Here is a 20,422-nt window from a genome sequence, read left to right as displayed (position 1 = left end):
GTCGCGCTGCCTTCACGTAATCGGCAACGGCAGCGCGGCCTGCGCTGCCGGCCTTGCGAAGAGCGCCTCGTACCAGCGCTGCACCGCCGGCCTTGCGATCCGCTCGACCGGCATGTTGAGCCAGCGATGCACGCCGCAGCCGACCGCGATATCGGCCATGCCGAAGCGTTCGCCTGCGAGGAAGGGACGATCCGCCAGTTGCGCCTCGAGGATCGCCATCAGCGCCTCGGCCCGCGCGACACCATCGGCGATCGCCTTCGGATCGGTGAAGGCCGGCACCTTGCGCACCACGCCCCAGAGCACCGGCGCCAGCGCCGGCTGGAGCTCGGACTGCATCCAGTCCACCCAGCGGTCGGCCAGCGCCCGCCGCGCCGGATCCTCGTCCCAGAGCACGCCCGCGGCATAACGGGCTGCGAGGTAGCGCAGAATGCTGCTCGATTCCCAAAGGACAAGCTCGCCGTCGCGCAGCACGGGGATCTGCTTGTTCGGATTCATCTGGACAAATTCGGGGGTATCGAGCCCACCGAACGGCCCGCCGACATCGATACGCTCGAAGGCCTGTCCGGCTTCCCCGGCTGCCCAGACCACCTTCTGAACGTTGATCGAGCTCAACCGTCCCCAGATCGTCAGCATAACAGGCTCCTCAATCGCGTCCGCTCCCGGACGGAAGGCGACAATACAGTTCCGACAGCCCTCATCCTGAGGAGCCGCGGCACGCGGCGTCTCGAAGGATGTTCCAGAGAGCGCAGGAGCCTACTGGATCATCCTTCGAGACGCAGCCTTCGGCTGCTCCTCAGGATGAGGGCTCGCGGGTGCTCAAACGATGCTCAGGCGAATTCCATGATGACGGCATCGACCGCGAGCGAGTCGCCTTCCTTCGCCAGGATCTTGGCGATGGTGACGTCCTTCTCGGCGCGCAGCACGTTCTCCATCTTCATCGCCTCGACCATGGCGAGCGGCTCGCCGGCCTTGACCTCCTGGCCGACAGCAACCGAAATCGCCTTGACCAGGCCCGGCATCGGGCAGAGCAGGAACTTGCCGGTATCGGCAGCAACCTTCTCCGGCATCAGCGCGGCCAATTCCGCCTCGCGCTGCGTATAGACATGGGCATTGGCATAGGCGCCGGCATGGCCGAGCGCGACGCCGTTCAGGATGGGCCGGACCTGCGCTGCGACCTTCACCCCGTCGAGCGTGCCATGCCAGACCGGCTCGCCCGGCACCCACTCGCTGACGACACTGACGCTGCGGCCCGCGAAGGCGATGGCGACTGCCTCGCCCTGCTCCGTCACCTCACCCTCGAAGCGCTCAGCGCCGAGCTGGACGATGCGCAAACGGTCGAAGGAAACCTTGCGCCAGCCTTCCATCTGCGCCGAGACATGGCGCTTGCGCTGGTTCATGCGATGGTCGCAGGCGATCGCGATCGCCGCCATGCGCTGCGCGGTTTCGCCTTGCGGCACCGGCAGCGAGAAGCCCTCGGGAAACTCCTCCGCGATGAATCCGGTCGAGAGACTGCCGGCGATCCAGCGCGGATGCTGCATCACCGCAGCGACGAAGGGGATATTGTGGCGGATGCCATCGATGGCGAAAGCATCGAGCGCCTGCGCCTGCGCCTTGATCGCCGCCTCGCGCGTCGGCGCATGGGTCACGAGCTTCGCGATCATCGGATCGTAATAGATCGAGATCTCGCCGCCCTCGAAGACGCCGGTGTCGTTGCGCACAACCGCTTCTCCATCCGGCCCCTCGCTCGGCGGCCGATAGGTCACGAGCCGGCCGGTCGAAGGCAGGAAGTTGCGGGTCGGGTCCTCGGCATAGACACGGCTTTCCACCGCCCAGCCGTCGAGCTTCACATCCGCCTGCGAAATCGCGAGCTTCTCGCCATAGGCGACCCGGATCATCTGCTCGACCAGATCGATGCCGGTGATCATCTCGGTCACCGGATGCTCGACCTGCAGGCGGGTGTTCATCTCGAGGAAATAGAAGGACTTGTCCTGGCCGGCGACGAACTCGACCGTGCCGGCCGAGTCGTAGTTCACGGCCTTGGCCAGCGCGACCGCCTGCTCGCCCATCTTCCTGCGAGTCGCCTCGTCGAGCAGCGGCGACGGCGCCTCCTCCAGCACCTTCTGGTTGCGGCGCTGGATCGAGCATTCGCGCTCGCCGAGATAGATGACGTTGCCGTGCTTGTCGCCGAGAACCTGGATCTCGATATGGCGGGGATCGACGATGAACTTCTCGACGAAGACGCGATCGTCCCCGAAGGAGGATGCAGCCTCCGACTTGGCGCGGGCAAACCCCTCAGCCACCTCGCCTGAAGAATGGGCGATGCGCATGCCCTTGCCGCCGCCGCCGGCCGAGGCCTTGATCATCACGGGATAGCCGATCTCGTCGGCGATCGTCACGGCGTGCTCGGGGCTCTCGATGATGCCGAGGAAGCCGGGAACGGTGGAGACCTTGGCAGCGGCCGCGGCCTTCTTCGATTCGATCTTGTCGCCCATCGCGGCAATGGCGCCGGGATTGGGGCCGATGAAGACGATGCCGTTGTCCTTGAGCGCCTGGGCGAAGGCCTCGCGCTCGGAGAGGAAGCCGTAGCCGGGATGCACGGCCTCGGCGCCGGTCTGCTTGCAGGCGTCGATGATCTTGTCGATCAGGAGATAGGACTGTGCTGCGGGCGCGGCGCCGATATGCACGGCCTCGTCGGCCATCTCGACATGCAGCGCATCGCGATCCGCGTCGGAATAGACGGCGACCGTCTTGATGCCCATGCGCCGCGCCGTCTTGATGACACGGCAGGCGATTTCGCCGCGGTTCGCGATCAGGATCTTCGAGAACATGCGCGGACCACCCCAGCTTCAGACCAGACTGCAATAGCCGGGGTGTATGGGACGCCGCAACTGCCGTCCACCGATGCGAAAGTCGGCAGCCCGCCAGATCGTTGTGCACGGATGCGCAGACCCGGCATCCTGCCCTTGTGAAGGAAGCGTCGAGCCGGCGCCGTCATGCCCGGGTCTGCCCCGGGCATCTCTCGCAAGAAGCGCTTACCTTCTCCCGTCCAGGACTCTCGAGCCAAGCCGGAGAACGGCGCCGGGTTCAGCTTGCGAGCAGGACGCGCGGCGCGGCACCGATGCCGAAGCGAACCACATCCTTCGCTGCCCCCTTGGCGAAGGCGAAGGCGAGCAGCGTCTCATCGCAATGCTCGGCTTCGCGGACGATCTCGTTGGCGATGCGCTGGGCGGTGGCGGTCGGCCCCTCGCCGGCGGAGAGCGTCGTCACCAGCCAATGCGCCTTGTCGCGGTCGATCACGCCGGTGGGACGGTTTTCCCAGACGGCGAAGTCGACAACCAGCGCCACGAGGTAATCTGCATAGGCCTTGCAGCTTTGCGGCACGGCCCGGTCGAGCGCGACCAGAACATCGACGATATCCCGCGTGACGACGACGTCATTCAAGATGTTACGCTGAAGCATCTTGACGTCTTCTTCGTCGATCGCGCGACGATCCATCACGCGATCGACGAATTCACGAAGCTCATGACCCATCATGTTCGAACCCCTGTCCGGCGTTGTTTTGTGCCGGTACGTTCCTGTTGTGGGAACACCATGAGCCCGGTTCCCGCATCAGGTGGTTAACGCGCAAATCTGAACGGATATTCAGGTTAAACGGAACTGAGTCGACTTGGTTGCGAGGGTGTTACTGCGGGCGGCGCAGGCGCGGCGAAGAGCGGCCCTCAGCCCGTGTCGGCGGCAAGGGCGCCGGATGATATCGCCGCTGTGAAATCATGCAGGCGAACACGGACAAGGCCCAAGTGGGTGAAGACATTCTGTGACGCAGACGCGGCCCGGAGATCAATCGCCTCCGGCCGGAACCACCTTGTCATTCCGGGGCGCCCCCCGGAATGACAAGGGCTGCGCCCCGAAGCTGCGATGATCCTTTTTAGACAGCTCTACGCCGCCACAGCCTTCGGCAATCCGAGCGCCGTCGGCAGCTCCGGGAACGCGCGCAACACATGCCGGGCACCGAGCGCGACGAGGCTCTCGACCGGCTGGAACCCCCAGGAGACGGCGACAGGCACCACGCCGGCGGCAACCGCCATCTCGATGTCGAAAGAGCTGTCTCCGACCATCGCGGTGCGCTCCGGTGCCGCACCGGTCTCCGCCATCGCCCGCTGGATCATCCCGGGATGCGGCTTCGAGGGAGCATCGTCAGCCGACTGCACCGTATCGAACAGGTCCTGCCAGCCATGCCGGGCGACGATGAACTCCGCCCCCTTGCGCGACTTTCCGGTGGCGATGCCGAGCTTCAGCCCGCCATGGCGCTTCAGCTCGGCCAGCGTCTCGGCGACCCCCGCAAAGAGCGGCTCGTCCAGCGACGGATCGGTCTCGGCCTGCACACGCATCGTGCTGAAGACCTGGCGATAGGTCTCGGTCAGCACATCGTCGGGCTCGGCCAGCCCGGCAAGCCGCGCCATCGCGATGTCGAGCGTCAGCCCGACGATGCCCAATCCCGCCTCGCGGCCCGGATGAATCCGCCCGCAGCGCCTGAAAGTCTCGTATTGCGCGCCGAGGATGATCGCCTCGGAATTGATCAGCGTGCCGTCGAGATCGAAGATGATGAGATCCATGCCGGGGCTTTATCCCGAATTGCCGAGGCAATCCACTGCAAGCCCGTCATGGCATCATCCCGCGCGTGAGCGGCTCAGCCCCTGGCTTCGCGGGCGCAGGCATCGACCGCCTTGCGCAGATCGGCGCCATCGAGCCCCTTGGCACGCGCCTCCTTGCGGCATTCGGAGCGCTGGGCGAGATCCGGCCGCTTGCCGTTGAAGCAGGCGGTCAATGCCGCGATGCGTTCCGGGCCCTGCAGCTTGCGGCCGTCGGCCTCTTCCTTGCAGGCGGCCCGCGCCGCCACCGCCGTCGGTTTGCCGTCGCGCGTGAGACCATCATGGGCATAGAGCTGTACGCCCGGGAACTTGCCCTGCATGCAGATGCGCATCGCCGCGCGCAAATCCGCGCCCGCGAGCGCGATATTCTCGGACACGCAATCCTGCCGGGCCTTCGCCCGCTCGGCGCGCGGGATCGGCTCATCCGCCGATGCGGCCACGGCAGCCGGCGCGGGGGCCGTCGCCGGCGCGGTGGTCTGCGCCTGGGCGGCTCCCGCAAGACCGAGAACAAAGCTGGAAACGATCAAAACCGAACGCATGGTCAGCCCTCCGATGACGAGAACATAGTTAGAACAGAAAGCGTTTTGTTCCGCAACTGTTCTCTGACGTTTCGTCACCGCCTGGGAGAGGCCTCACTCGTCCGGCGCCTCGACGATCGGATCGTAGGGCGCGTCATCGAAGCCGAGCAGGTTCCAGCTCTGGCGCATATGCGGCGGCAGCGGCGCGCTGACGTCGATCGTGCCCTTGCCGCGCGGATGCGGCAGCACGATTCGCCGCGCCAGCAGGTGCAGCTTGTTCTGGATGCCGCCGGGCAATTCCCAGTTCTGGATGTTGAAATATTTGGGGTCGCCGATGATCGGGTGGCCGATATGGGCGGCGTGGGCGCGCAGCTGGTGGGTGCGCCCGGTCACTGGCTTGAGCGACAGCCAGCCGAGCTTCTGCGCCGCCGTCTCGACCACCGCGTAATAGGTGACGGCGTGCATCGCCCCGTCCTCGCCATGCTTGGCGACGGCCATGCGCTGGTCGCCGTCATAGGCCTCCTCGCGGGCGAGATAGGTCGAGATCCGGCCCTGGCGCACGCGCGGCACGCCCGCCACCAGCGCCCAGTAGACCTTGCGGGCCGAGCGTGAACGGAAGGTCTTGGCCAGCGTCGCCGCCGCGAAGCGCGACTTGGCGATGACGAGGCAGCCGGCGGTATCCTTGTCGAGACGGTGGACGAGGCGGGGCTTCTGGCCGCTCTTGTCGGTCAGCACCTCGAGCATCTGGTCGACATGCCGCGTCGTGCCGGAACCACCCTGCACGGCAAGGCCAGCCGGCTTGTTGAGGACGATGACGTCGTCATCCTCGTAAAGCGTGATCGAACGCAGGAATTCGACCGTGTCGGTATCCGCCTTGAGCGAGCGCGGGCGCTGCTCCTGCGGCTCGAGCTTGAGCGGCGGGATGCGCACCGTCTGGCCTTCTTCGAGCCGATCCTTGCTGTCGGCGCGCTTGCCGTTGACGCGCAATTCGCCCTTCCGGACGATGCGCTGGATATGGCTGAAGGAGAGCTGCGGGAAACGCGCCTCGAGGAAGCGGTCGATCCGCATCTCGTTCTCGTCCGGCGTCACCACGAGCTGCTGCACGCCGGTCGAGAGCACCTCGGAGGTCTCGGCCTTGACCTGGGCGCGGGTCGGCTTGGGGGCCTCCTCCACCGGCCGCGGGCGCGGCGAGCGCTGCACGCGCTCCTCGCCGGCCGCCGGGCGCGCGGCTGCCCTGCGCCGGGCATCATGGCTCGGCCGCTTGCCGCGCGGAGCCCCCGCGGATGGCGGCTTGCCACCGCGCCCGGAGCCGCCGGGGCCCTTGCCGCCAGCGCCCTTGTTACCGGGACCTTTGCCGCCCGTCTTCATGACATGCTCCGCATCATCGCGAGGCCACCGAGCAGCGCCGCCAGCGACAGCACGACCGAGCCGATCACATAGGTGGCCGCCAGCATCGTCTCGCCCCGCTCCCAGAGCAGAACGGCATCGAGCGAGAAGGCCGAGAAGGTGGTGAAGCCGCCGAGCACGCCGGTGGCGAGGAAGAGCCGCAGGTCCTGCGGCACGCCCTCGCCGGCACGGAAGGCGAACCAGCCGGCGACGAGCCCCATCAGGGCCGAGCCGATGATGTTGATGGCCATGGTGCCATAGGGAAAGCCCATGCCGAGCCAGCGCGGCGAAACGACATTGATGCCGTGGCGCAAGGCGCCGCCGATGCCGGCGCCGATAAAAACGAAAGCGGTGGAGATCATCGTTGTGGAATAGAGCGCACACTCGCCTTGCACAAACGAAATCCGCCGCAATTGCACGGCTCGGTGCCGTCGAGCAGGAAGCCCGGCGTCAGGAATAGGCCCGGCGGGAACGATGGGAATGGCAAGGATGCGTCTTCAGCTTCGGATCGGCGGCGCAGGGCTGCTTGCCGCCATGGTCATCCTCGGCAGCGCGGCCGCCTTCGCCCAGCAGAGCGGCAGCACGGGCACCGACTGGCCGACGGAAAAATGCAACCGCTACAGGAAGGCCTATGACCAGTCGCTGGCGCGCCTCGGCAAGAAAGGCCTGGGCGCGGAATTCCTCGCCAGCCACGACGCCTTCCTTGCCTCGAACTGCCAGGCCCGTGCCGAGGTCTGCGCCCGCAGCAAGGAGGAGCTCGAGCTTGCCAACCGGCTCGTCGTGATGGCGATGAACAGCGGCATGTCCAGCACCTTCCTGCCGTTCAATTGCCGCAACTGAGCCCGGCTCAACGCTGGCGGCGCTGCCGCAGCCGGGGATGCACGTACAGCTCGAAAGCGATGGTCAGCACGATGAAGACGAGCGCGATGGCGAAGGCCACGACCCAATAGGAGACATCGTCCTTCGAGACGAACCAGCCCGCGATCACCGAGGGCACGATCATGAACAGGCGCGCCAGCAAGAACATCCCTACTCCCCCCGCTCCTGCCGGAGCTTCTCCCAATATTCCAGCCGCTTGCGGATCTCGCGCTCGAAACCGCGCTCGGGCGGATCGTAGAAGCGCTGGCGGCCCAGCACATCCGGCCAGTAGTTCTGCCCGGAGAAGGCATCGGGCTGGTCGTGGTCATAGGCATAGTCGGCGCCGTAGCCCTCCTCGCGCATCAGCTTGGTCGGCGCATTGAGGATGGTCTTGGGCGGCGTCAGGGAGCCCCGCTCCTTCGCCACCCGCGCGGCAGCCTTGTAAGCCATATAGGCCGCGTTCGATTTCGGTGCGGTCGCCAGATAGATCACGCAATTGGCCAGAGCGAGCTCGCCCTCGGGCGTGCCGAGCTGCTCATAGGTCTGCGCCGCCGCACGGGCATGGATCAGCGCCTGCGGATCGGCGAGCCCGATATCCTCCACCGCCATCCTGACCAGCCGCCGCGCCAGGAAGCGCGGGTCCTCGCCGGCATCGAGCATGCGCGCGAAATAGTAGAGCGCCGCATCGGGATCGGAGCCGCGGATCGTCTTGTGCAGGGCCGAGATCAGGTTGTAATGGCCGTCCTGCGCCTTGTCGTAGATCGGCGCCCGGCGCTGGATCACCTCGGACAGGCCATGCTCGTCGAGAATCTCGCCCGGCTTCGCCGCTCGCCAGATTTCCTCGGCCAGCGTCAGCACGGCGCGCCCGTCGCCGTCGGCGAAGCGCGCCAGCGCCAATCGCGCCTCCGGCGTCAATGGCAGCTCCCGGCTTTCCAGGACCTCGGCCCGGCCGAGCAGGAAGAGCAGCGAGCCTTCGTCCAGCGACTTGAAGGTCAGGACGCGCGCCCGCGACAGCAGCGCGGCATTGAGCGCGAAGGACGGGTTCTCGGTCGTCGCGCCGATCAGCGTGATCGTGCCGTCTTCCATGACTGGCAGGAAGGCATCGAGCTGGGCGCGGTTGAAGCGATGGATCTCGTCGACGAAGAGCAGCGTGCCCCGGCCGCCCAAACGGCGCCCGCGCGCCGCCTCGAACACCTTCTTGAGATCGGCGACGCCCGAGAAGATCGCGCTGATCTGCTCGAAGCCGAGATCGACCAGCCCGGCGAGCAGCCGCGCGACCGTCGTCTTGCCGGTACCCGGCGGACCCCAGAAGATCAGGCTGCCGATCGTGCCGGAGGCGACGAGCCGCGTCAGCGCCCCGTCGGGCCCGGCCAGATGCTCCTGGCCCGCGACCTCGGCGAGCGTCGTCGGACGCAGGCGGTCGGCAAGCGGCCGCGGGCCGGACTTGTCCAGCCCCGAGGCTGAGAACAGGTCGCTCACCCCGGGAAGACCGAGGTGATCGTCTGGCCGTTGCGGGTGATCGTCACCTCCCAGGCGCGCCTGCGATCCTTGAGGATCGTCTCGACCTCACGCGACGTGGTCATCTGTTCGCCGTTCAGCGCCTTGATGATGTCGCCCTTCTGGAAGCCGACATTGGCCGCGGTGCTGCCCTCCTCGACCTCGCTGACGACGACGCCTTCATTGCCGGTGTCGATCGAGAGTTCCTCGGCCAGCGCCGGAGACATGTTCCCGACGGTCAGGCCGGCAAGCGGCGAACGGCTCGTCAGCTTCACCATGTCGCGCGGCCGCGTCTCGGGCGCAGCGATGAGCTTCACGGGGATCGAGATGCGCTTGCCGCTGCGCAGCACGCTGAGCATCGTCGTGCCGCCGATCGGCCGGGTGGCGAAGCGATAGCCGAAGGATTCGGGATCGTCGACATTGACGCCATCGACCGAAAGGATGACGTCCGAGCGCTTCAGGCCCGCCTGGTCGGCCGGCCCCTTCTCGACGACGCTGGCGACGACCGAGCCCGCCGGCCGGTCGAGCCCGAGCCCGTCCGCGACCTCGGCCGTGAGGCTCTGCAGCCGCGCCCCGAACCAGGGACGCTTGACCGTCTTGACTCCGGCCTTGGCGCTGTCGACGACGAGGCGCACCATCGCCGAGGGAATGGCGAAGCCGATGCCGACGCTGCCGCCCGAGCGCGAATAGATCGCGGTGTTGATGCCGACGACGCGGCCCTTCATGTCGATCAGCGCGCCGCCCGAATTGCCGGGATTGATCGCCGCATCGGTCTGGATGAAGGATTGCGCATCGCCGACGCCGATCTGCGTGCGCGCCAGCGCCGAGACGATGCCCTGCGTCACCGTCTGGCCGACACCGAAGGGGTTGCCCATCGCCAGCACGATGTCGCCGACCTGGAGTTCGTCGGTATCGGCGAGCGCGATCGCGGTCAGGTTCTTCGCGTCGGCAAGCTTGAGCACGGCAAGATCGGTGCGCGGATCGCGCAGCAGGATCGTGGCCTCGACCTCGCGCTTGTCGGCGAAGGCGACCTTCACCTCGCTCATGTTCTCGATGACGTGGTTGTTGGTGACCACGAGCCCGGCGCCGGCATCGACGATCACGCCGGAGCCGAGCGAGCGCTGAACCCGCTCGCGCGGTACGCCGAAGCCGCCATCGCCGAAGAAGCGGCGGAAGAACGGGTCGTCCATGAAGGGGTTCTGCGGGCGCTTCTCGACGCGCGCGCCATAGACGTTCACGACCGCGGCCTGCGTCTGCTTGACCAGTGGCGCGAAGGAGAGCGTCACCTGCTCGCGGGTCTCAGGCACCTGCCGCTGCTGGGCAAGCGCCGGCCACGGCGCGACGCTGGCCAGCAGAGCGCCCGCCAGGGCAGCCGCGGCCAGGGTCTTCCGATAGGGTGCGGGGCGGTGGATCATGCTCGTCCTCGTTCAGAAACAAAAAGCGCCGGCGCGGAGTTTTCCGTTCAGGCGTGGCACCCGCTATACCCGTGTAACGCCCTGCGGTTCCCGCAGCGGCATCCCCCAACCCGATATGGCCATTTCTGGCCGGATAGGAAGAGCAGGATGAGCCTGATTCGGCTTGTGTACGCCAGCGAGAGCCGGCTCGTCGACGCCAATCGCCGTGCGGAGCTGGACAGGATCCTGACAAGCGCCCGCCGCTTCAACGACCAGAACGGCATCACCGGCTTCCTGTTGGCGACGGAGAAGGCCTTCGCGCAGGTGCTGGAAGGATCGCGGGACAATGTTGCCGAAACCTATGGCCGGATCGTGATGGACCCGCGCCACACAGCCTTTCGGGTGCTTTCGGAAGAACCGATCGTCGTCCGCTCCTTCGCCGGCTGGGCGATGGGCATCGCCGAGCGCGACGAGACCACCAGCTTCATCTTCGGCCTGTATGGGGTGACACCCGAAGCCGACCTCCACGCCCAGCCACTGGAGACGCTCGTCGACCTCGCCGGGGAGCTCGCCGGACGGCCCGGCTAAGGACTGCACAACCAAAGAAAAAGGCGGCCCCGAAGGACCGCCTTTTCCAATTCAGTCAGGGGAAGCCGATCAGGCGGCTTCGTCTTCCGCCGTGAAGACCGGGCCGGAATCCTTGCCCTTGGCATCGACGTCACGGTCGACGAACTCGATGATCGCCATCGGAGCGTTGTCGCCGAAGCGGAAGCCCGCCTTCATGATGCGGAGATAGCCGCCGTTGCGCTCCTTGTAGCGCGGGCCGAGGACCGCGAAGAGCTTGCCGACCAGCTCGACATCCTTGATCTGCGCGATCGCCTGACGGCGGGCGTGCAGGTCGCCGCGCTTGCCGAGGGTGATCAGCTTCTCGACGACCGGACGCAGGTCCTTGGCCTTCGGCAGCGTGGTGGTGATCTGCTCGTGCTTGATCAGGGCCTGAGCCATGTTGGCGAACATCGCCTGGCGATGCTCGGCCGAGCGGTTGAAACGACGACCGCGGAAACCGTGACGCATTGTTTGGCTCCTTCGTTGCTTACGGCCGCCGTGCCACGGTACGGCCGTTCCTTATGCTCCGGCTGGGACCAGCCGGGCGGGGTTGGCGCGGGATGCCTCCCGCGCCGTTGAGGCTCAGTAGTGCTCTTCGAAGCGCTTGGCCAGCTCTTCGATGTTCTCCGGCGGCCAGCCCTGGACGTCCATGCCCAGGTGCAGGCCCATGGTCGCCAGCACTTCCTTGATCTCGTTCAGCGACTTGCGGCCGAAATTCGGGGTGCGCAGCATCTCGCCCTCGGACTTCTGGATGAGGTCGCCGATATAGACGATGTTGTCGTTCTTCAGGCAGTTCGCCGAGCGGACCGAAAGCTCGAGCTCGTCGACCTTCTTGAGCAGCGCCGGGTTGAAGGGCAGCTGCGGCGCGGTCGAGACGGCCTCTTCCTTGCGCGGCTCCTCGAAGGTGATGAACACCGCGAGCTGGTCCTGCAGGATGCGGGCGGCGAGCGCCAGCGCGTCCTCGGGGGTGACCGAGCCGTTGGTCTCGATCGCCAGCGTCAGCGAGTCCTTGTCGAGGTTCTGGCCCTCGCGGGTGTTCTCGACGCGGTAGGAGACCTTCTTGACCGGCGAGTACAGGCTGTCGACCGGGATCAGGCCGATCGGCGCGTCCTCGGGACGGTTCTGCTCGGCCGGGACATAGCCCTTGCCGGTGTTGACCGTGAACTCCATGCGGATCTCGGCCCCGTCGTCCAGCGTGCAGAGCACGAGGTCGGGGTTCAGGATCGCCACGTCGCCGATGGTGTTGATGTCGCCGGCGGTGACGGTGCCCGGGCCGGACTTGCGCAGCGTCATGCGCTTCGGGCCCTCGCCCTGCATCTTGACCGCGATGGCCTTGATGTTGAGGACGATGTCGGTGACGTCCTCACGGACGCCCGGGATCGAGGAGAACTCGTGGAGAACGCCGTCGATCTGGACGGCGGTCACGGCCGCGCCCTGGAGCGACGACAGCAGCACGCGACGGAGCGCATTGCCGAGCGTCATGCCGAAGCCGCGCTCGAGCGGACGCGCAACCACAGTCGCCTGACGCTTCGGGTCGTCTCCGACCTTCACTTCGAGCTTGTTCGGCTTGGAAAGATCCTGCCAGTTCTTGCTGATCACGACCGCACTCCTGGTGCTGAATTCATCTGGCGGCCACCGCCGCCCCGGACAGGCGCCCGCCCCTGCGGGCGCCTCATGCAATGGTCAGACGTCAGACGCGACGGCGCTTGCGCGGACGGCAACCATTGTGCGGGATCGGCGTCACGTCGCGGATCGAGGTCACGGTGAAGCCCGCGGCCTGGAGAGCGCGAAGAGCCGACTCGCGGCCCGAACCCGGACCGGTCACCTCGACCTCGAGGGTGCGCATGCCGTGCTCGGCAGCCTTGCGGGCGGCATCCTCGGCGGCGACCTGGGCGGCATAGGGGGTCGACTTGCGCGAGCCCTTGAAGCCCATCGTGCCGGCCGACGACCACGAGATCGTGTTGCCCTGCGCATCGGTGATGGTGATCATGGTGTTGTTGAACGAGGCGTTCACATGCGCGACGCCGGAGACGATGTTCTTGCGTTCGCGACGACGGACGCGCTGGGCTTCCTTGGCCATATCTCTTCTTCCATCCTTCAGGCGCGCCCGTCATGCCAGGCGCTGGGGATGCCGGCGGCCCGTAAGCGGACCGGCCGGCGTATAGACAGCGGGCCGACTTAGCGGCCCACTGAGATCACTTCTTCTTGCCGGCGATCGGCTTCGCCTTGCCCTTGCGGGTGCGGGCGTTGGTGTGCGTGCGCTGGCCGCGGACCGGCAGCGAGCGACGATGACGCAGGCCGCGATAGCAGCCGAGGTCCATCAGGCGCTTGATGTTCATCGAGACTTCGCGGCGCAGATCGCCCTCGACGAGGTAGTCGCGGTCGATCGTCTCGCGGATCTGCAGGACTTCGGCGTCGGTCAGCTGGTTGACGCGACGCTCGGCAGCGATGCCGACCTTCTCGCAGATCTCCTGGGCCTTGGACGCGCCAATGCCGTGGATGTACTGCAGGCCGATGACGACGCGCTTGCCGGTGGGAATGTTGACGCCCGCGATACGAGCCATGGTCTCATCTCCATGTCGGCCGAAGCACCCGATGGCACCCCGGCGGTGGGAAAAAATCCTGCGTCCGGTGGAGGCCGGCTCATGCAGGACGTTGAACGGCTCCACGCGATAATGCGACGTCGTCCCTTCTCGCGAAGGCAACGGCATCGCTCCCATGAAACCGGATTGCGGCTCGTTAACGGGTTGGGCGCAACGAGTCAACCCGTCGCAACCAAGAAACATGCCAAGGCCGGCGAAGTGGCCGAAGCGCTGCGAGGTCAAGGCGGTAGCCGCGATTGCTATATAAGGGCCCCGTCATTCCAGGCAAGCGGCAGAACCGCGCCCGGAACGACGGACTCAAGTCTTCACCAGGCTGCACTTGCTCTCCGAGAGCGGCGCGATGATCTCGGCCGCCGGGATCTTTCGGACGACCTTGAAGTAATCCCACGGCGCCTTCGAATCGGCGGGCTTCTTCACCTCGACCAGCAGCATGTCGTTCATCAGCCGGCCATCCTCGCGGATCTTGGCGCCCGGCGCATAGAAATCGTCGACCGGCATCTCCTTCATCTTCGCCGCGACCGCAGGGCCCGCTGCCGTACCGGCCGCCTTCACCGCCTTGAGGTAGTGCAGCACCGAGGAATAGACGCTGGCCTGGATCATGCCGGGCATCTTCTTGGTCTTCGCCATGTAGCGGTCGGCGAAGGCCCGGCTCGGCTTGTCGGCGTCATGGTAGTAGGCGGTGGTCGTGATCAGCCCCTTGGCCTTGTCGAGCCCAAGCCCGTGGACGTCGCTCAGCACCACGACCATCGCCGCGAGCTTCTGGCCGCCATCGACCAGGCCGAATTCGCCGGCCTGCTTGATCGAGTTGATCGTGTCCGTGCCGGCATTGGCGAAGGCGACGATCTTGGCCTTGGAGGCCTGGGCCTGCAGCAGGAAAGAGGAGAAGTCCGGCGTTCCGAGCGGCGCGCGCACCGTGCCCAGCGTCTTGCCGCCATTGGCCTTCACGATCGACTCGATATCGGCGGTGAGCTGATGGCCGAAAGCGTAGTCGGCGGCGATGATGTACCAGCTGTCGCCGCCTTCGCGCAGCACCGACAGCGCCGTGCCCTTGGCCGAGGTCGCCGTGTCGAAGGTCCACATGAAGCCGGTCGGCGAGCAGTCCTCGTTAAAGAGGCGCGTCGTCGCCGGGCCATTATAGAGCGCGATCTTCTGCTTTTCCTTGGCGATGCCGGCCACCCCCAGTGCAACGGCGGAGTTGGTGAGGTCCGCGATCGCGGTGACGCCGTCCACATCATACCAGCGCCGGGCCAGTCCGACGGCGATATCCGGCTTGTTCTGGTGATCGGCTGCGACGATCTCGATCGGCTTGCCCAGCACCGAGCCGCCGAAATCCTCGATCGCCATCTTCGCAGCCTCGACCGAGCCGAGACCGCCGAATTCGGCATAGTTGCCCGACTGGTCGTTGAGGATGCCGATCTTCACCGCATCCTGCGCCCGCGCCGCCGCCGGCATCAGCGCCAGCGTGCTCGCGACCAGCAACGCACCAAATCTCGTCATGTGCCTGCTCCCTGTCCTGCATCCGGACCCGGAAAGGCGCTTCGCCACCTGGTCGACGGACGCTTGCCACCGCTTCGCGCGGATTGGGTCTCAGCACATCCGCCGGGGGTAAGCCTGTCAACGCACGGGTGGAGCGAGAAAAGGCAAAGGCAGTCCCGCAAAAGCGCACCGCAGAAATGAAAAACCCGGCCGGACCGCAAGGTCCGCCCGGGTTCGAACTTGTTCGCCTAGGAGCGCTCAGCCCTGCGCCGCCACCGAAAGCGCATCGCTGATCGCCCGCGAGACGTCGTCGATCGGCTGCATGCCGTCGATCGCGGTCAGCTGGCCACGCTTGTCGTAATAGGGCGCAACCACCGCCGTATCGCGGTTATAGGCCTCGAGCCGGGTCTTGAAGACCTCCGGATCGTCATCCTTGCGCACCGGCTGCCCGGCCGCCCTCGCCTCCTCGGCGCGGCGGACGATGCGGTCGACAAGCTTGGTCTGGTCGACCCGGAGCTCGAGCACGGCGTCGAGCTTCAGCCCCTTGCCGTCGAGCATCTTGTCCAGCGCCTCGGCCTGCGCCAGCGTCCGCGGAAAGCCGTCGAGGATGAAGCCTTTCCTGGCGTCGGCCTCTTCGATGCGGTCGGCGACGATGCCGATGACGATCTCGTCCGAGACCAGCCCGCCTGCATCCATCACGGCCTTGGCCTTCTGGCCGACCGGCGTGCCGGCGGCGACGGCCGCACGCAGCATGTCGCCGGTCGAGAGTTGCGGAATGCCGTGCTTCGCGACGATGCGCGCCGCCTGAGTGCCCTTACCCGCCCCCGGCGGCCCCAGGAAAATCAACCGCATCTTATCTCCGCGCTCCTCGCAACTTGGCCTTCTTGACCAGCCCCTCGTACTGATGGGCCAGCAGGTGCCCGTGAACTTGCGCCACGGTGTCCATCGTCGTCGTCACCACGATGAGCAGCGAGGTGCCGCCCAGAAGGATGATCGGGATCTGAGCATAGGTGATCATGAACTCGGGGATAAGGCAGACAATCGTCAAATATCCTGCGCCGAGAACGGTGATGCGGGTGAGGATGCGATCGATATGCTCGGCGGTCCGCTCGCCCGGGCGGATGCCCGGCATGAAGCCGCCATGCTTCTTGAGATTGTCCGCCGTCTCCACCGGATTGAACACGATCGCGGTGTAGAAGAAGCAGAAGAAGATGATCAGCGCGGCGTAGAGGATCATGAACGCCGGCCGGCCATGCGCCAGATAGGTCGCCATCGTCGACAGGAAGCCGGTGCCGCCCGAGGCCTGCGAGAAGCTCGCGACGGTGGTCGGCAGCAGCAGCAGGGACGAGGCGAAGATCGGCGGGATGACGCCGGAGGTGTTGAGCTTCAGCGGCAGGAATGAGGTCTGGCCCTCGTACATGCGGTTGCCGACCTGGCGCTTCGGATAGTTGATCAGCAGGCGGCGCTGGGCGCGCTCCATGAACACGCAGAAGGCGATGACGCAGATCGCCATCACGAGCACGCCGAGCAGCAGGCCGGTCGAGATCGCGCCCTGGCGGCCGAGTTCGAAGGTCTGCGCGAGCTGCGATGGGAATTCCGCGATGATGCCCGCGAAGATGATCATCGAGGTGCCGTTGCCGATGCCGCGGCTGGTGATCTGCTCACCCAGCCAAAGCAGGAACATCGTGCCGCCGACGAGCGTGATCGTGGTCGAGAGCAGGAAGAACGGCCCGGGTTCGAGCACAAGGTTACCCGAACCCTGGAGACCCACGCCGATCGCGTAAGCCTGGAATACGGCCAGCACGAGGGTCAGGTAGCGAGTGTACTGGTTCAGGGTCTTGCGGCCCTGCTCGCCTTCCTTCTTAAGCGCCTCGAAAGTCGGCACGACGCTCGAGAGCAGCTGCACGATGATCGAGGCCGAGATGTAGGGCATGATCGCCAGTGCGAAGATCGCGAGACGCCCGACGGCGCCGCCAGAGAACATGTTGAACATGCCGAGCATGCCGGACTGGGTCTGGCGGAACAGGTCGGCCACCGCGTCCGGGTTCATGCCCGGCAGCGGGATGTAGGTGCCGAGCCGGTAGATGACGAGCGCGCCCAGCGTGAACCAGATTCGCTTCTTGAGTTCATCCGCCTTGGCGAAGGCCCCGAAATTGAGGTTCGCCGCAAGCTGTTCAGCCGCCGATGCCATGCGTCCGGTCCCTGGATCTCAAACTGGTCGTTGAAGCACATCCCCCAACGCACGCGTGCGTGCTGTCTGCGGATTCGTGCCTTGCGTCAAACAGTCAAACGGCGGCCAAGGCGCTGGGCCCGGCCGCCGTTCGCAAACGTCATGTAGGCGTTCGGATCACGCCTGTGAAGCGGCAGCCAGAATCTTGACCGAACCGCCAGCCTTCTCGATCGCAGCCACGGCCGACTTGGACGCGCCGTAGACCTCGAAAGCGAGCTTGGTCTTGAGCTCGCCGACGCCGAGGATCTTGACGCCGTCCTTGGCCTGACGGGTGATGACACCGGCGGCGACGAGCGCCTCGATGGTAACAGCGCCCTTGGCATCGAGCTTGCCGGCTTCCACTGCCTGCTGAATGCGGCCGAGGTTCACCTCGTTCAGATCCTTGGCGAACAGGTTGTGGAAACCGCGCTTCGGCAGGCGACGATACAGCGGCATCTGGCCGCCTTCGAAGCCCTTGATGGCGACGCCGGCGCGCGAGGTCTGACCCTTCACGCCGCGACCACCGGTCTTGCCCTTACCGGAGCCAATGCCACGGCCGACGCGCATGCGCTGCTTCAGAGCGCCTTCGTTGTCACGGATATCATTGAGTTTCATGTGACGCCCTCCTCACTTCGCGTCGACGACGCGGACGAGGTGCTTGACCTTCTCGACCATGCCACGCACCGCGGGGGTGTCCTGGAGGGTCGAGCGGCGGCGGATCTTGTTCAGGCCGAGACCGATCAGGGTCTGGCGCTGGGTGGCCTCGCGGCGGATCGGCGAACCGATCTGCTCGATGGTGAAGGTCTTCTCAGCCTTTGCCATGATACCCCCCTCACGCTTCCGCGGCCGCATCCGTGCCGGCATCGCGGCGACGGGTCTGCAGGGCCGAAACCTTGAGCGAACGACGCGCCGCGACCGAACGCGGGCTGTCTTCGTTCTTCAGCGCGTCGAACGTGGCGCGCACGAGGTTGTACGGGTTGGAGGAGCCGAGCGACTTCGACACGACGTCCTGCATGCCGACCGCCTCGAAGACGGCGCGCATCGGGCCGCCGGCGATGATGCCGGTACCAGCCGGAGCCGCACGCAGCACGACCTTGCCGGCGCCATGGCGACCCTGCACGTCGTGATGGAGGGTGCGGCCCTCGCGCAGCGGGATGCGGACGAGGCCGCGCTTGGCAGCTTCCGTCGCCTTGCGGATCGCCTCGGGAACTTCACGGGCCTTGCCGTGGCCGAAGCCGACGCGGCCCTTCTGGTCGCCGACGACGACAAGCGCAGCGAAGCCGAAGCGACGCCCGCCCTTCACCACCTTGGCGACGCGGTTGATGTGGACGAGCTTGTCCACGAACTCGGAAACTTCCGCTTCCCGGTCCCTACGCTCACGCGGCTCTCTAGCCATGTCTGTCCTCTTACTTGCGCGGACGAGGATCGAAGCCCCGCCGCTCGCTCGAGCCTAACCCCGTGCGTCATTGCGCGGGGAAGCCTAAAACGGATACCGCCCGGCCGGCGCGAAACGCCTTGCCGGGCGAAACCCGATAACCTCAGAAGCTGAGGCCGCCCTCGCGGGCTGCATCGGCCAGCGCCTTGACGCGGCCATGGTACATGTACGGGCCACGGTCGAAGACCACATCCGTCACGCCGGCCTTGACCGCGCGCTCGGCAACGATCTTGCCGATCTGGGTGGCGGCTTCGACATTCGCGCCGGACTTGATCTGCTCGCGCACATCCTTGTCCCGCGACGAGGCGGAAGCGAGGGTGACCCCCTTCACGTCGTCGATGACCTGGGCGTAGATCTGCTTGCCGGTGCGATGCACCGACAGGCGCGGGCGACCATTGGCAACTGCCTTGATCGCGCGGCGGACGCGGGCCTTGCGGCGCGCAGTCACATCGTTCTGCTTGCTCATGGCTGGCGTCCTTACTTCTTCTTGCCTTCCTTGCGGAAGATGAATTCGCCGGCGTACTTGACGCCCTTGCCCTTGTAAGGCTCGGGGCCGCGATAGTCGCGGATTTCCGCGGCGGTCTGGCCGACGATCTGCTTGTCGATCCCGACGACGACGATTTCCGTCGGCTTCGGCGTGGTGATCGCGACGCCTTCCGGGATGGCGTAGTCGATGTCGTGGCTGTAGCCCAGCGACAGCTTCAGCACCTTGCCGTTGACCGCGGCCTTGTAGCCGACGCCGTTGATCTCGAGGCGCTTCTCGAAACCGGCGGTGGTGCCGATCACGAGGTTGTTGATGCGGGCACGCGAGGTGCCCCAGAGCGCACGGGCGCGCTTCGACTGCGAACGCGGCTGGACCGCGATCGCACCGTCCTCCATGGCAACCGAGACGTCCTCGGGAACCGTGAAGGAGAGCTCGCCCTTCGAGCCCTTGATCTTGACCAGCTGGCCGGTGACCGAGGCAGTGACGCCCGCGGGAACCGAAACCGGCTTCTTACCGATACGAGACATTTGGATCTCTCCTGAAAGTGAGCGGGGCGCCTGTAAGGTCAGAAGACCTTGCAGAGCACTTCGCCGCCCACGTTCTGCTCGCGGGCCACATGATCGGCCATCACGCCACGCGGCGTCGAGACGATCGTCACGCCAAGGCCATCGGCCACGCGCGGCATTGTCTCGACCGACGAGTAGACGCGGCGGCCGGGCTTCGAAACACGCGAGATCGACCGGATGACCGGCAGGCCCTCGTGATACTTCAGCTCGATGTCGAACTCCGTCCGGCCGTTGCCGAACTCGGTCTGGCTGTAGCCGCGGATGTAACCCTCGGACTGCAGCACGTCGAGCACGCGGGCGCGCAGCTTCGAGCCAGGGGTGGAAACGCGGGATTTGCGACGCATCTGCGCATTGCGGATGCGGGTCAGCATATCGCCGAGCGGATCAATGATTGCCATTGTTCCAGTCCTCCTTACCAGCTCGACTTAACGAGGCCGGGAACCAGCCCCTTATTGCCGAGCTCACGCAGCGCGATACGCGACATCTTGAGCTTGCGATAAACCGCGCGCGGGCGGCCCGTCACTTCGCAACGGTTGCGAACGCGGATCTTGGCCGAGTTGCGCGGCAGTTCGGCCAGCTTCAGGCGAGCGAGGAAGCGCTCGTCCATGGGCTGGTTGTCGTCATTGGCGATCGCGAGAAGGCGAGCCCGGCGGCCGGCGAATTTCTTCACCAGCTTCCTGCGGCGCTCGTTGTTCTCGACGGAGCTTTTCTTAGCCATCGATCTCTCCTGGTTTCCGCGTA

The 20,422-nt window shown here is 66.1% G+C and carries 26 protein-coding genes; 2 read left to right on the top strand and 24 right to left on the bottom strand.

The window, feature by feature from the left end; translation table 11 throughout:
* Positions 1–12: 12 nt before the first annotated feature.
* The 7 genes from AC1RLU_RS15205 to crcB form a co-directional block, all read right to left on the bottom strand.
* A complete protein-coding gene (locus tag AC1RLU_RS15205) occupies positions 13–633 on the bottom strand; it encodes a glutathione S-transferase family protein (RefSeq protein ID WP_492796502.1) in 621 nt (206 codons plus the stop codon).
* A 194-nt stretch (positions 634–827) separates the two neighbouring features.
* Positions 828–2,828 carry an acetyl-CoA carboxylase biotin carboxylase subunit gene (locus tag AC1RLU_RS15200; protein WP_492796500.1) on the bottom strand — a complete coding sequence of 667 codons (2,001 nt, stop codon included), beginning with the start codon at positions 2,826–2,828 and terminating at the stop codon, positions 828–830.
* 256 nt (positions 2,829–3,084) lie between these two features.
* Entirely contained in the window at positions 3,085–3,534 is a 450-nt protein-coding gene (locus tag AC1RLU_RS15195) for a hypothetical protein (RefSeq protein ID WP_091861261.1), read from the bottom strand.
* A gap of 401 nt (positions 3,535–3,935) precedes the next feature.
* Positions 3,936–4,613, bottom strand: a complete 678-nt coding sequence (locus AC1RLU_RS15190) for an HAD-IA family hydrolase (RefSeq protein ID WP_492796499.1) — start codon at positions 4,611–4,613, stop codon at positions 3,936–3,938.
* Positions 4,614–4,687: 74 nt separating this feature from the next.
* Positions 4,688–5,188, bottom strand: coding sequence for a hypothetical protein (locus tag AC1RLU_RS15185; RefSeq protein ID WP_142111950.1), 501 nt, complete (start codon positions 5,186–5,188; stop codon positions 4,688–4,690).
* A 93-nt stretch (positions 5,189–5,281) separates the two neighbouring features.
* Positions 5,282–6,535, bottom strand: a complete 1,254-nt coding sequence (locus AC1RLU_RS15180) for an RluA family pseudouridine synthase (protein ID WP_113585100.1) — start codon at positions 6,533–6,535, stop codon at positions 5,282–5,284.
* Positions 6,532–6,948, bottom strand: coding sequence for a fluoride efflux transporter CrcB (gene crcB, locus AC1RLU_RS15175; protein WP_492796497.1), 417 nt, complete (start codon positions 6,946–6,948; stop codon positions 6,532–6,534). Before crcB ends, AC1RLU_RS15180 begins: the two co-directional genes overlap by 4 nt.
* A 94-nt stretch (positions 6,949–7,042) precedes the next feature.
* On the opposite strand from crcB, the gene AC1RLU_RS15170 reads away from it, so the two are divergent.
* Complete coding sequence (locus AC1RLU_RS15170; protein WP_113585101.1) at positions 7,043–7,393, top strand: hypothetical protein; 351 nt, start codon at positions 7,043–7,045, stop codon at positions 7,391–7,393.
* Between the two features lie 7 nt (positions 7,394–7,400).
* On the opposite strand, the gene AC1RLU_RS15165 is transcribed toward AC1RLU_RS15170, so the two are convergent.
* Genes AC1RLU_RS15165 through AC1RLU_RS15155 form a run of 3 tightly spaced genes read right to left on the bottom strand, consistent with a single transcriptional unit; the run spans position 7,401 to position 10,323 of the window.
* Positions 7,401–7,580, bottom strand: coding sequence for a hypothetical protein (locus tag AC1RLU_RS15165; RefSeq protein ID WP_061967390.1), 180 nt, complete (start codon positions 7,578–7,580; stop codon positions 7,401–7,403).
* A gap of 2 nt (positions 7,581–7,582) precedes the next feature.
* Positions 7,583–8,890, bottom strand: coding sequence for a replication-associated recombination protein A (locus AC1RLU_RS15160; protein WP_492796496.1), 1,308 nt, complete (start codon positions 8,888–8,890; stop codon positions 7,583–7,585).
* On the bottom strand, positions 8,887–10,323 hold the full coding sequence (locus AC1RLU_RS15155) for a Do family serine endopeptidase (RefSeq protein ID WP_113585103.1): 1,437 nt from the start codon (positions 10,321–10,323) through the stop codon (positions 8,887–8,889). Before AC1RLU_RS15155 ends, AC1RLU_RS15160 begins: the two co-directional genes overlap by 4 nt.
* A 147-nt stretch (positions 10,324–10,470) precedes the next feature.
* Between AC1RLU_RS15155 and AC1RLU_RS15150 the strand changes: the two genes are divergently transcribed.
* On the top strand, positions 10,471–10,890 hold the full coding sequence (locus tag AC1RLU_RS15150; RefSeq protein WP_492796494.1) for a BLUF domain-containing protein: 420 nt from the start codon (positions 10,471–10,473) through the stop codon (positions 10,888–10,890).
* A 69-nt stretch (positions 10,891–10,959) separates the two neighbouring features.
* Here AC1RLU_RS15150 and rplQ read toward each other — a convergent pair whose 3' ends face one another.
* The 14 genes from rplQ to rpsN form a co-directional block, all read right to left on the bottom strand.
* Positions 10,960–11,376 carry a 50S ribosomal protein L17 gene (gene rplQ, locus AC1RLU_RS15145; RefSeq protein ID WP_061967384.1) on the bottom strand — a complete coding sequence of 139 codons (417 nt, stop codon included), beginning with the start codon at positions 11,374–11,376 and terminating at the stop codon, positions 10,960–10,962.
* 114 nt (positions 11,377–11,490) lie between these two features.
* Complete coding sequence (locus tag AC1RLU_RS15140; RefSeq protein WP_061967382.1) at positions 11,491–12,507, bottom strand: DNA-directed RNA polymerase subunit alpha; 1,017 nt, start codon at positions 12,505–12,507, stop codon at positions 11,491–11,493.
* A gap of 91 nt (positions 12,508–12,598) precedes the next feature.
* A complete protein-coding gene (gene rpsK, locus AC1RLU_RS15135) occupies positions 12,599–12,988 on the bottom strand; it encodes a 30S ribosomal protein S11 (protein WP_043237079.1) in 390 nt (129 codons plus the stop codon).
* Positions 12,989–13,103: 115 nt separating this feature from the next.
* A complete protein-coding gene (gene rpsM / locus AC1RLU_RS15130; protein ID WP_061967380.1) occupies positions 13,104–13,472 on the bottom strand; it encodes a 30S ribosomal protein S13 in 369 nt (122 codons plus the stop codon).
* A gap of 336 nt (positions 13,473–13,808) precedes the next feature.
* Complete coding sequence (locus AC1RLU_RS15125) at positions 13,809–15,008, bottom strand: ABC transporter substrate-binding protein (protein ID WP_492796491.1); 1,200 nt, start codon at positions 15,006–15,008, stop codon at positions 13,809–13,811.
* 237 nt (positions 15,009–15,245) lie between these two features.
* Complete coding sequence (locus AC1RLU_RS15120) at positions 15,246–15,839, bottom strand: adenylate kinase (RefSeq protein WP_061967376.1); 594 nt, start codon at positions 15,837–15,839, stop codon at positions 15,246–15,248.
* A 1-nt stretch (position 15,840) separates the two neighbouring features.
* On the bottom strand, positions 15,841–17,178 hold the full coding sequence (gene secY, locus AC1RLU_RS15115; protein ID WP_061967375.1) for a preprotein translocase subunit SecY: 1,338 nt from the start codon (positions 17,176–17,178) through the stop codon (positions 15,841–15,843).
* Between the two features lie 156 nt (positions 17,179–17,334).
* On the bottom strand, positions 17,335–17,811 hold the full coding sequence (rplO, locus tag AC1RLU_RS15110; RefSeq protein WP_061967373.1) for a 50S ribosomal protein L15: 477 nt from the start codon (positions 17,809–17,811) through the stop codon (positions 17,335–17,337).
* 12 nt (positions 17,812–17,823) lie between these two features.
* Entirely contained in the window at positions 17,824–18,018 is a 195-nt protein-coding gene (gene rpmD / locus AC1RLU_RS15105; RefSeq protein WP_061967372.1) for a 50S ribosomal protein L30, read from the bottom strand.
* Between the two features lie 10 nt (positions 18,019–18,028).
* Positions 18,029–18,592, bottom strand: a complete 564-nt coding sequence (gene rpsE, locus AC1RLU_RS15100) for a 30S ribosomal protein S5 (RefSeq protein WP_061967370.1) — start codon at positions 18,590–18,592, stop codon at positions 18,029–18,031.
* Positions 18,593–18,734: 142 nt separating this feature from the next.
* Positions 18,735–19,097, bottom strand: a complete 363-nt coding sequence (gene rplR, locus AC1RLU_RS15095; protein WP_061967368.1) for a 50S ribosomal protein L18 — start codon at positions 19,095–19,097, stop codon at positions 18,735–18,737.
* An 11-nt stretch (positions 19,098–19,108) separates the two neighbouring features.
* Positions 19,109–19,642, bottom strand: a complete 534-nt coding sequence (gene rplF / locus AC1RLU_RS15090; RefSeq protein WP_061967366.1) for a 50S ribosomal protein L6 — start codon at positions 19,640–19,642, stop codon at positions 19,109–19,111.
* A 38-nt stretch (positions 19,643–19,680) separates the two neighbouring features.
* A complete protein-coding gene (rpsH, locus tag AC1RLU_RS15085; RefSeq protein ID WP_061967365.1) occupies positions 19,681–20,079 on the bottom strand; it encodes a 30S ribosomal protein S8 in 399 nt (132 codons plus the stop codon).
* Positions 20,080–20,093: 14 nt separating this feature from the next.
* Positions 20,094–20,399, bottom strand: coding sequence for a 30S ribosomal protein S14 (gene rpsN, locus AC1RLU_RS15080; protein ID WP_061967363.1), 306 nt, complete (start codon positions 20,397–20,399; stop codon positions 20,094–20,096).
* Positions 20,400–20,422 lie beyond the last annotated feature (23 nt).

It is taken from the genome of Allobosea sp. GW822-FHT05A11, from assembly GCF_058800455.1.
Note: the sequence above shows the minus strand (reverse complement) of the source record. Positions and strands in the feature narration are given on the sequence as shown.

Bases quoted from the DNA above. Each gene is read 5' to 3' on its own strand.
- rpsK (WP_043237079.1), bottom strand. From the start codon at position 12,988: ATGGCCAAGGAAGCCCAGCGCGTCCGTCGTCGCGAACGCAAGAACATC.
- AC1RLU_RS15150 (WP_492796494.1), top strand. From the start codon at position 10,471: ATGAGCCTGATTCGGCTTGTGTACGCCAGCGAGAGCCGGCTCGTCGAC.
- AC1RLU_RS15155 (WP_113585103.1), bottom strand. From the start codon at position 10,323: ATGATCCACCGCCCCGCACCCTATCGGAAGACCCTGGCCGCGGCTGCC.
- AC1RLU_RS15125 (WP_492796491.1), bottom strand. From the start codon at position 15,008: ATGACGAGATTTGGTGCGTTGCTGGTCGCGAGCACGCTGGCGCTGATG.
- rpsN (WP_061967363.1), bottom strand. From the start codon at position 20,399: ATGGCTAAGAAAAGCTCCGTCGAGAACAACGAGCGCCGCAGGAAGCTG.
- AC1RLU_RS15120 (WP_061967376.1), bottom strand. From the start codon at position 15,839: ATGCGGTTGATTTTCCTGGGGCCGCCGGGGGCGGGTAAGGGCACTCAG.
- AC1RLU_RS15165 (WP_061967390.1), bottom strand. From the start codon at position 7,580: ATGTTCTTGCTGGCGCGCCTGTTCATGATCGTGCCCTCGGTGATCGCG.
- AC1RLU_RS15195 (WP_091861261.1), bottom strand. From the start codon at position 3,534: ATGATGGGTCATGAGCTTCGTGAATTCGTCGATCGCGTGATGGATCGT.
- AC1RLU_RS15200 (WP_492796500.1), bottom strand. From the start codon at position 2,828: ATGTTCTCGAAGATCCTGATCGCGAACCGCGGCGAAATCGCCTGCCGT.
- AC1RLU_RS15205 (WP_492796502.1), bottom strand. From the start codon at position 633: ATGCTGACGATCTGGGGACGGTTGAGCTCGATCAACGTTCAGAAGGTG.
- rpsM (WP_061967380.1), bottom strand. From the start codon at position 13,472: ATGGCTCGTATCGCGGGCGTCAACATTCCCACCGGCAAGCGCGTCGTC.
- rplR (WP_061967368.1), bottom strand. From the start codon at position 19,097: ATGAGCAAGCAGAACGATGTGACTGCGCGCCGCAAGGCCCGCGTCCGC.
- rpsH (WP_061967365.1), bottom strand. From the start codon at position 20,079: ATGGCAATCATTGATCCGCTCGGCGATATGCTGACCCGCATCCGCAAT.
- AC1RLU_RS15170 (WP_113585101.1), top strand. From the start codon at position 7,043: ATGCGTCTTCAGCTTCGGATCGGCGGCGCAGGGCTGCTTGCCGCCATG.
- secY (WP_061967375.1), bottom strand. From the start codon at position 17,178: ATGGCATCGGCGGCTGAACAGCTTGCGGCGAACCTCAATTTCGGGGCC.
- AC1RLU_RS15190 (WP_492796499.1), bottom strand. From the start codon at position 4,613: ATGGATCTCATCATCTTCGATCTCGACGGCACGCTGATCAATTCCGAG.
- rpmD (WP_061967372.1), bottom strand. From the start codon at position 18,018: ATGGCAAAGGCTGAGAAGACCTTCACCATCGAGCAGATCGGTTCGCCG.
- AC1RLU_RS15185 (WP_142111950.1), bottom strand. From the start codon at position 5,188: ATGCGTTCGGTTTTGATCGTTTCCAGCTTTGTTCTCGGTCTTGCGGGA.
- rpsE (WP_061967370.1), bottom strand. From the start codon at position 18,592: ATGGCTAGAGAGCCGCGTGAGCGTAGGGACCGGGAAGCGGAAGTTTCC.
- rplO (WP_061967373.1), bottom strand. From the start codon at position 17,811: ATGAAACTCAATGATATCCGTGACAACGAAGGCGCTCTGAAGCAGCGC.
- rplF (WP_061967366.1), bottom strand. From the start codon at position 19,642: ATGTCTCGTATCGGTAAGAAGCCGGTTTCGGTTCCCGCGGGCGTCACT.
- AC1RLU_RS15180 (WP_113585100.1), bottom strand. From the start codon at position 6,535: ATGAAGACGGGCGGCAAAGGTCCCGGTAACAAGGGCGCTGGCGGCAAG.
- rplQ (WP_061967384.1), bottom strand. From the start codon at position 11,376: ATGCGTCACGGTTTCCGCGGTCGTCGTTTCAACCGCTCGGCCGAGCAT.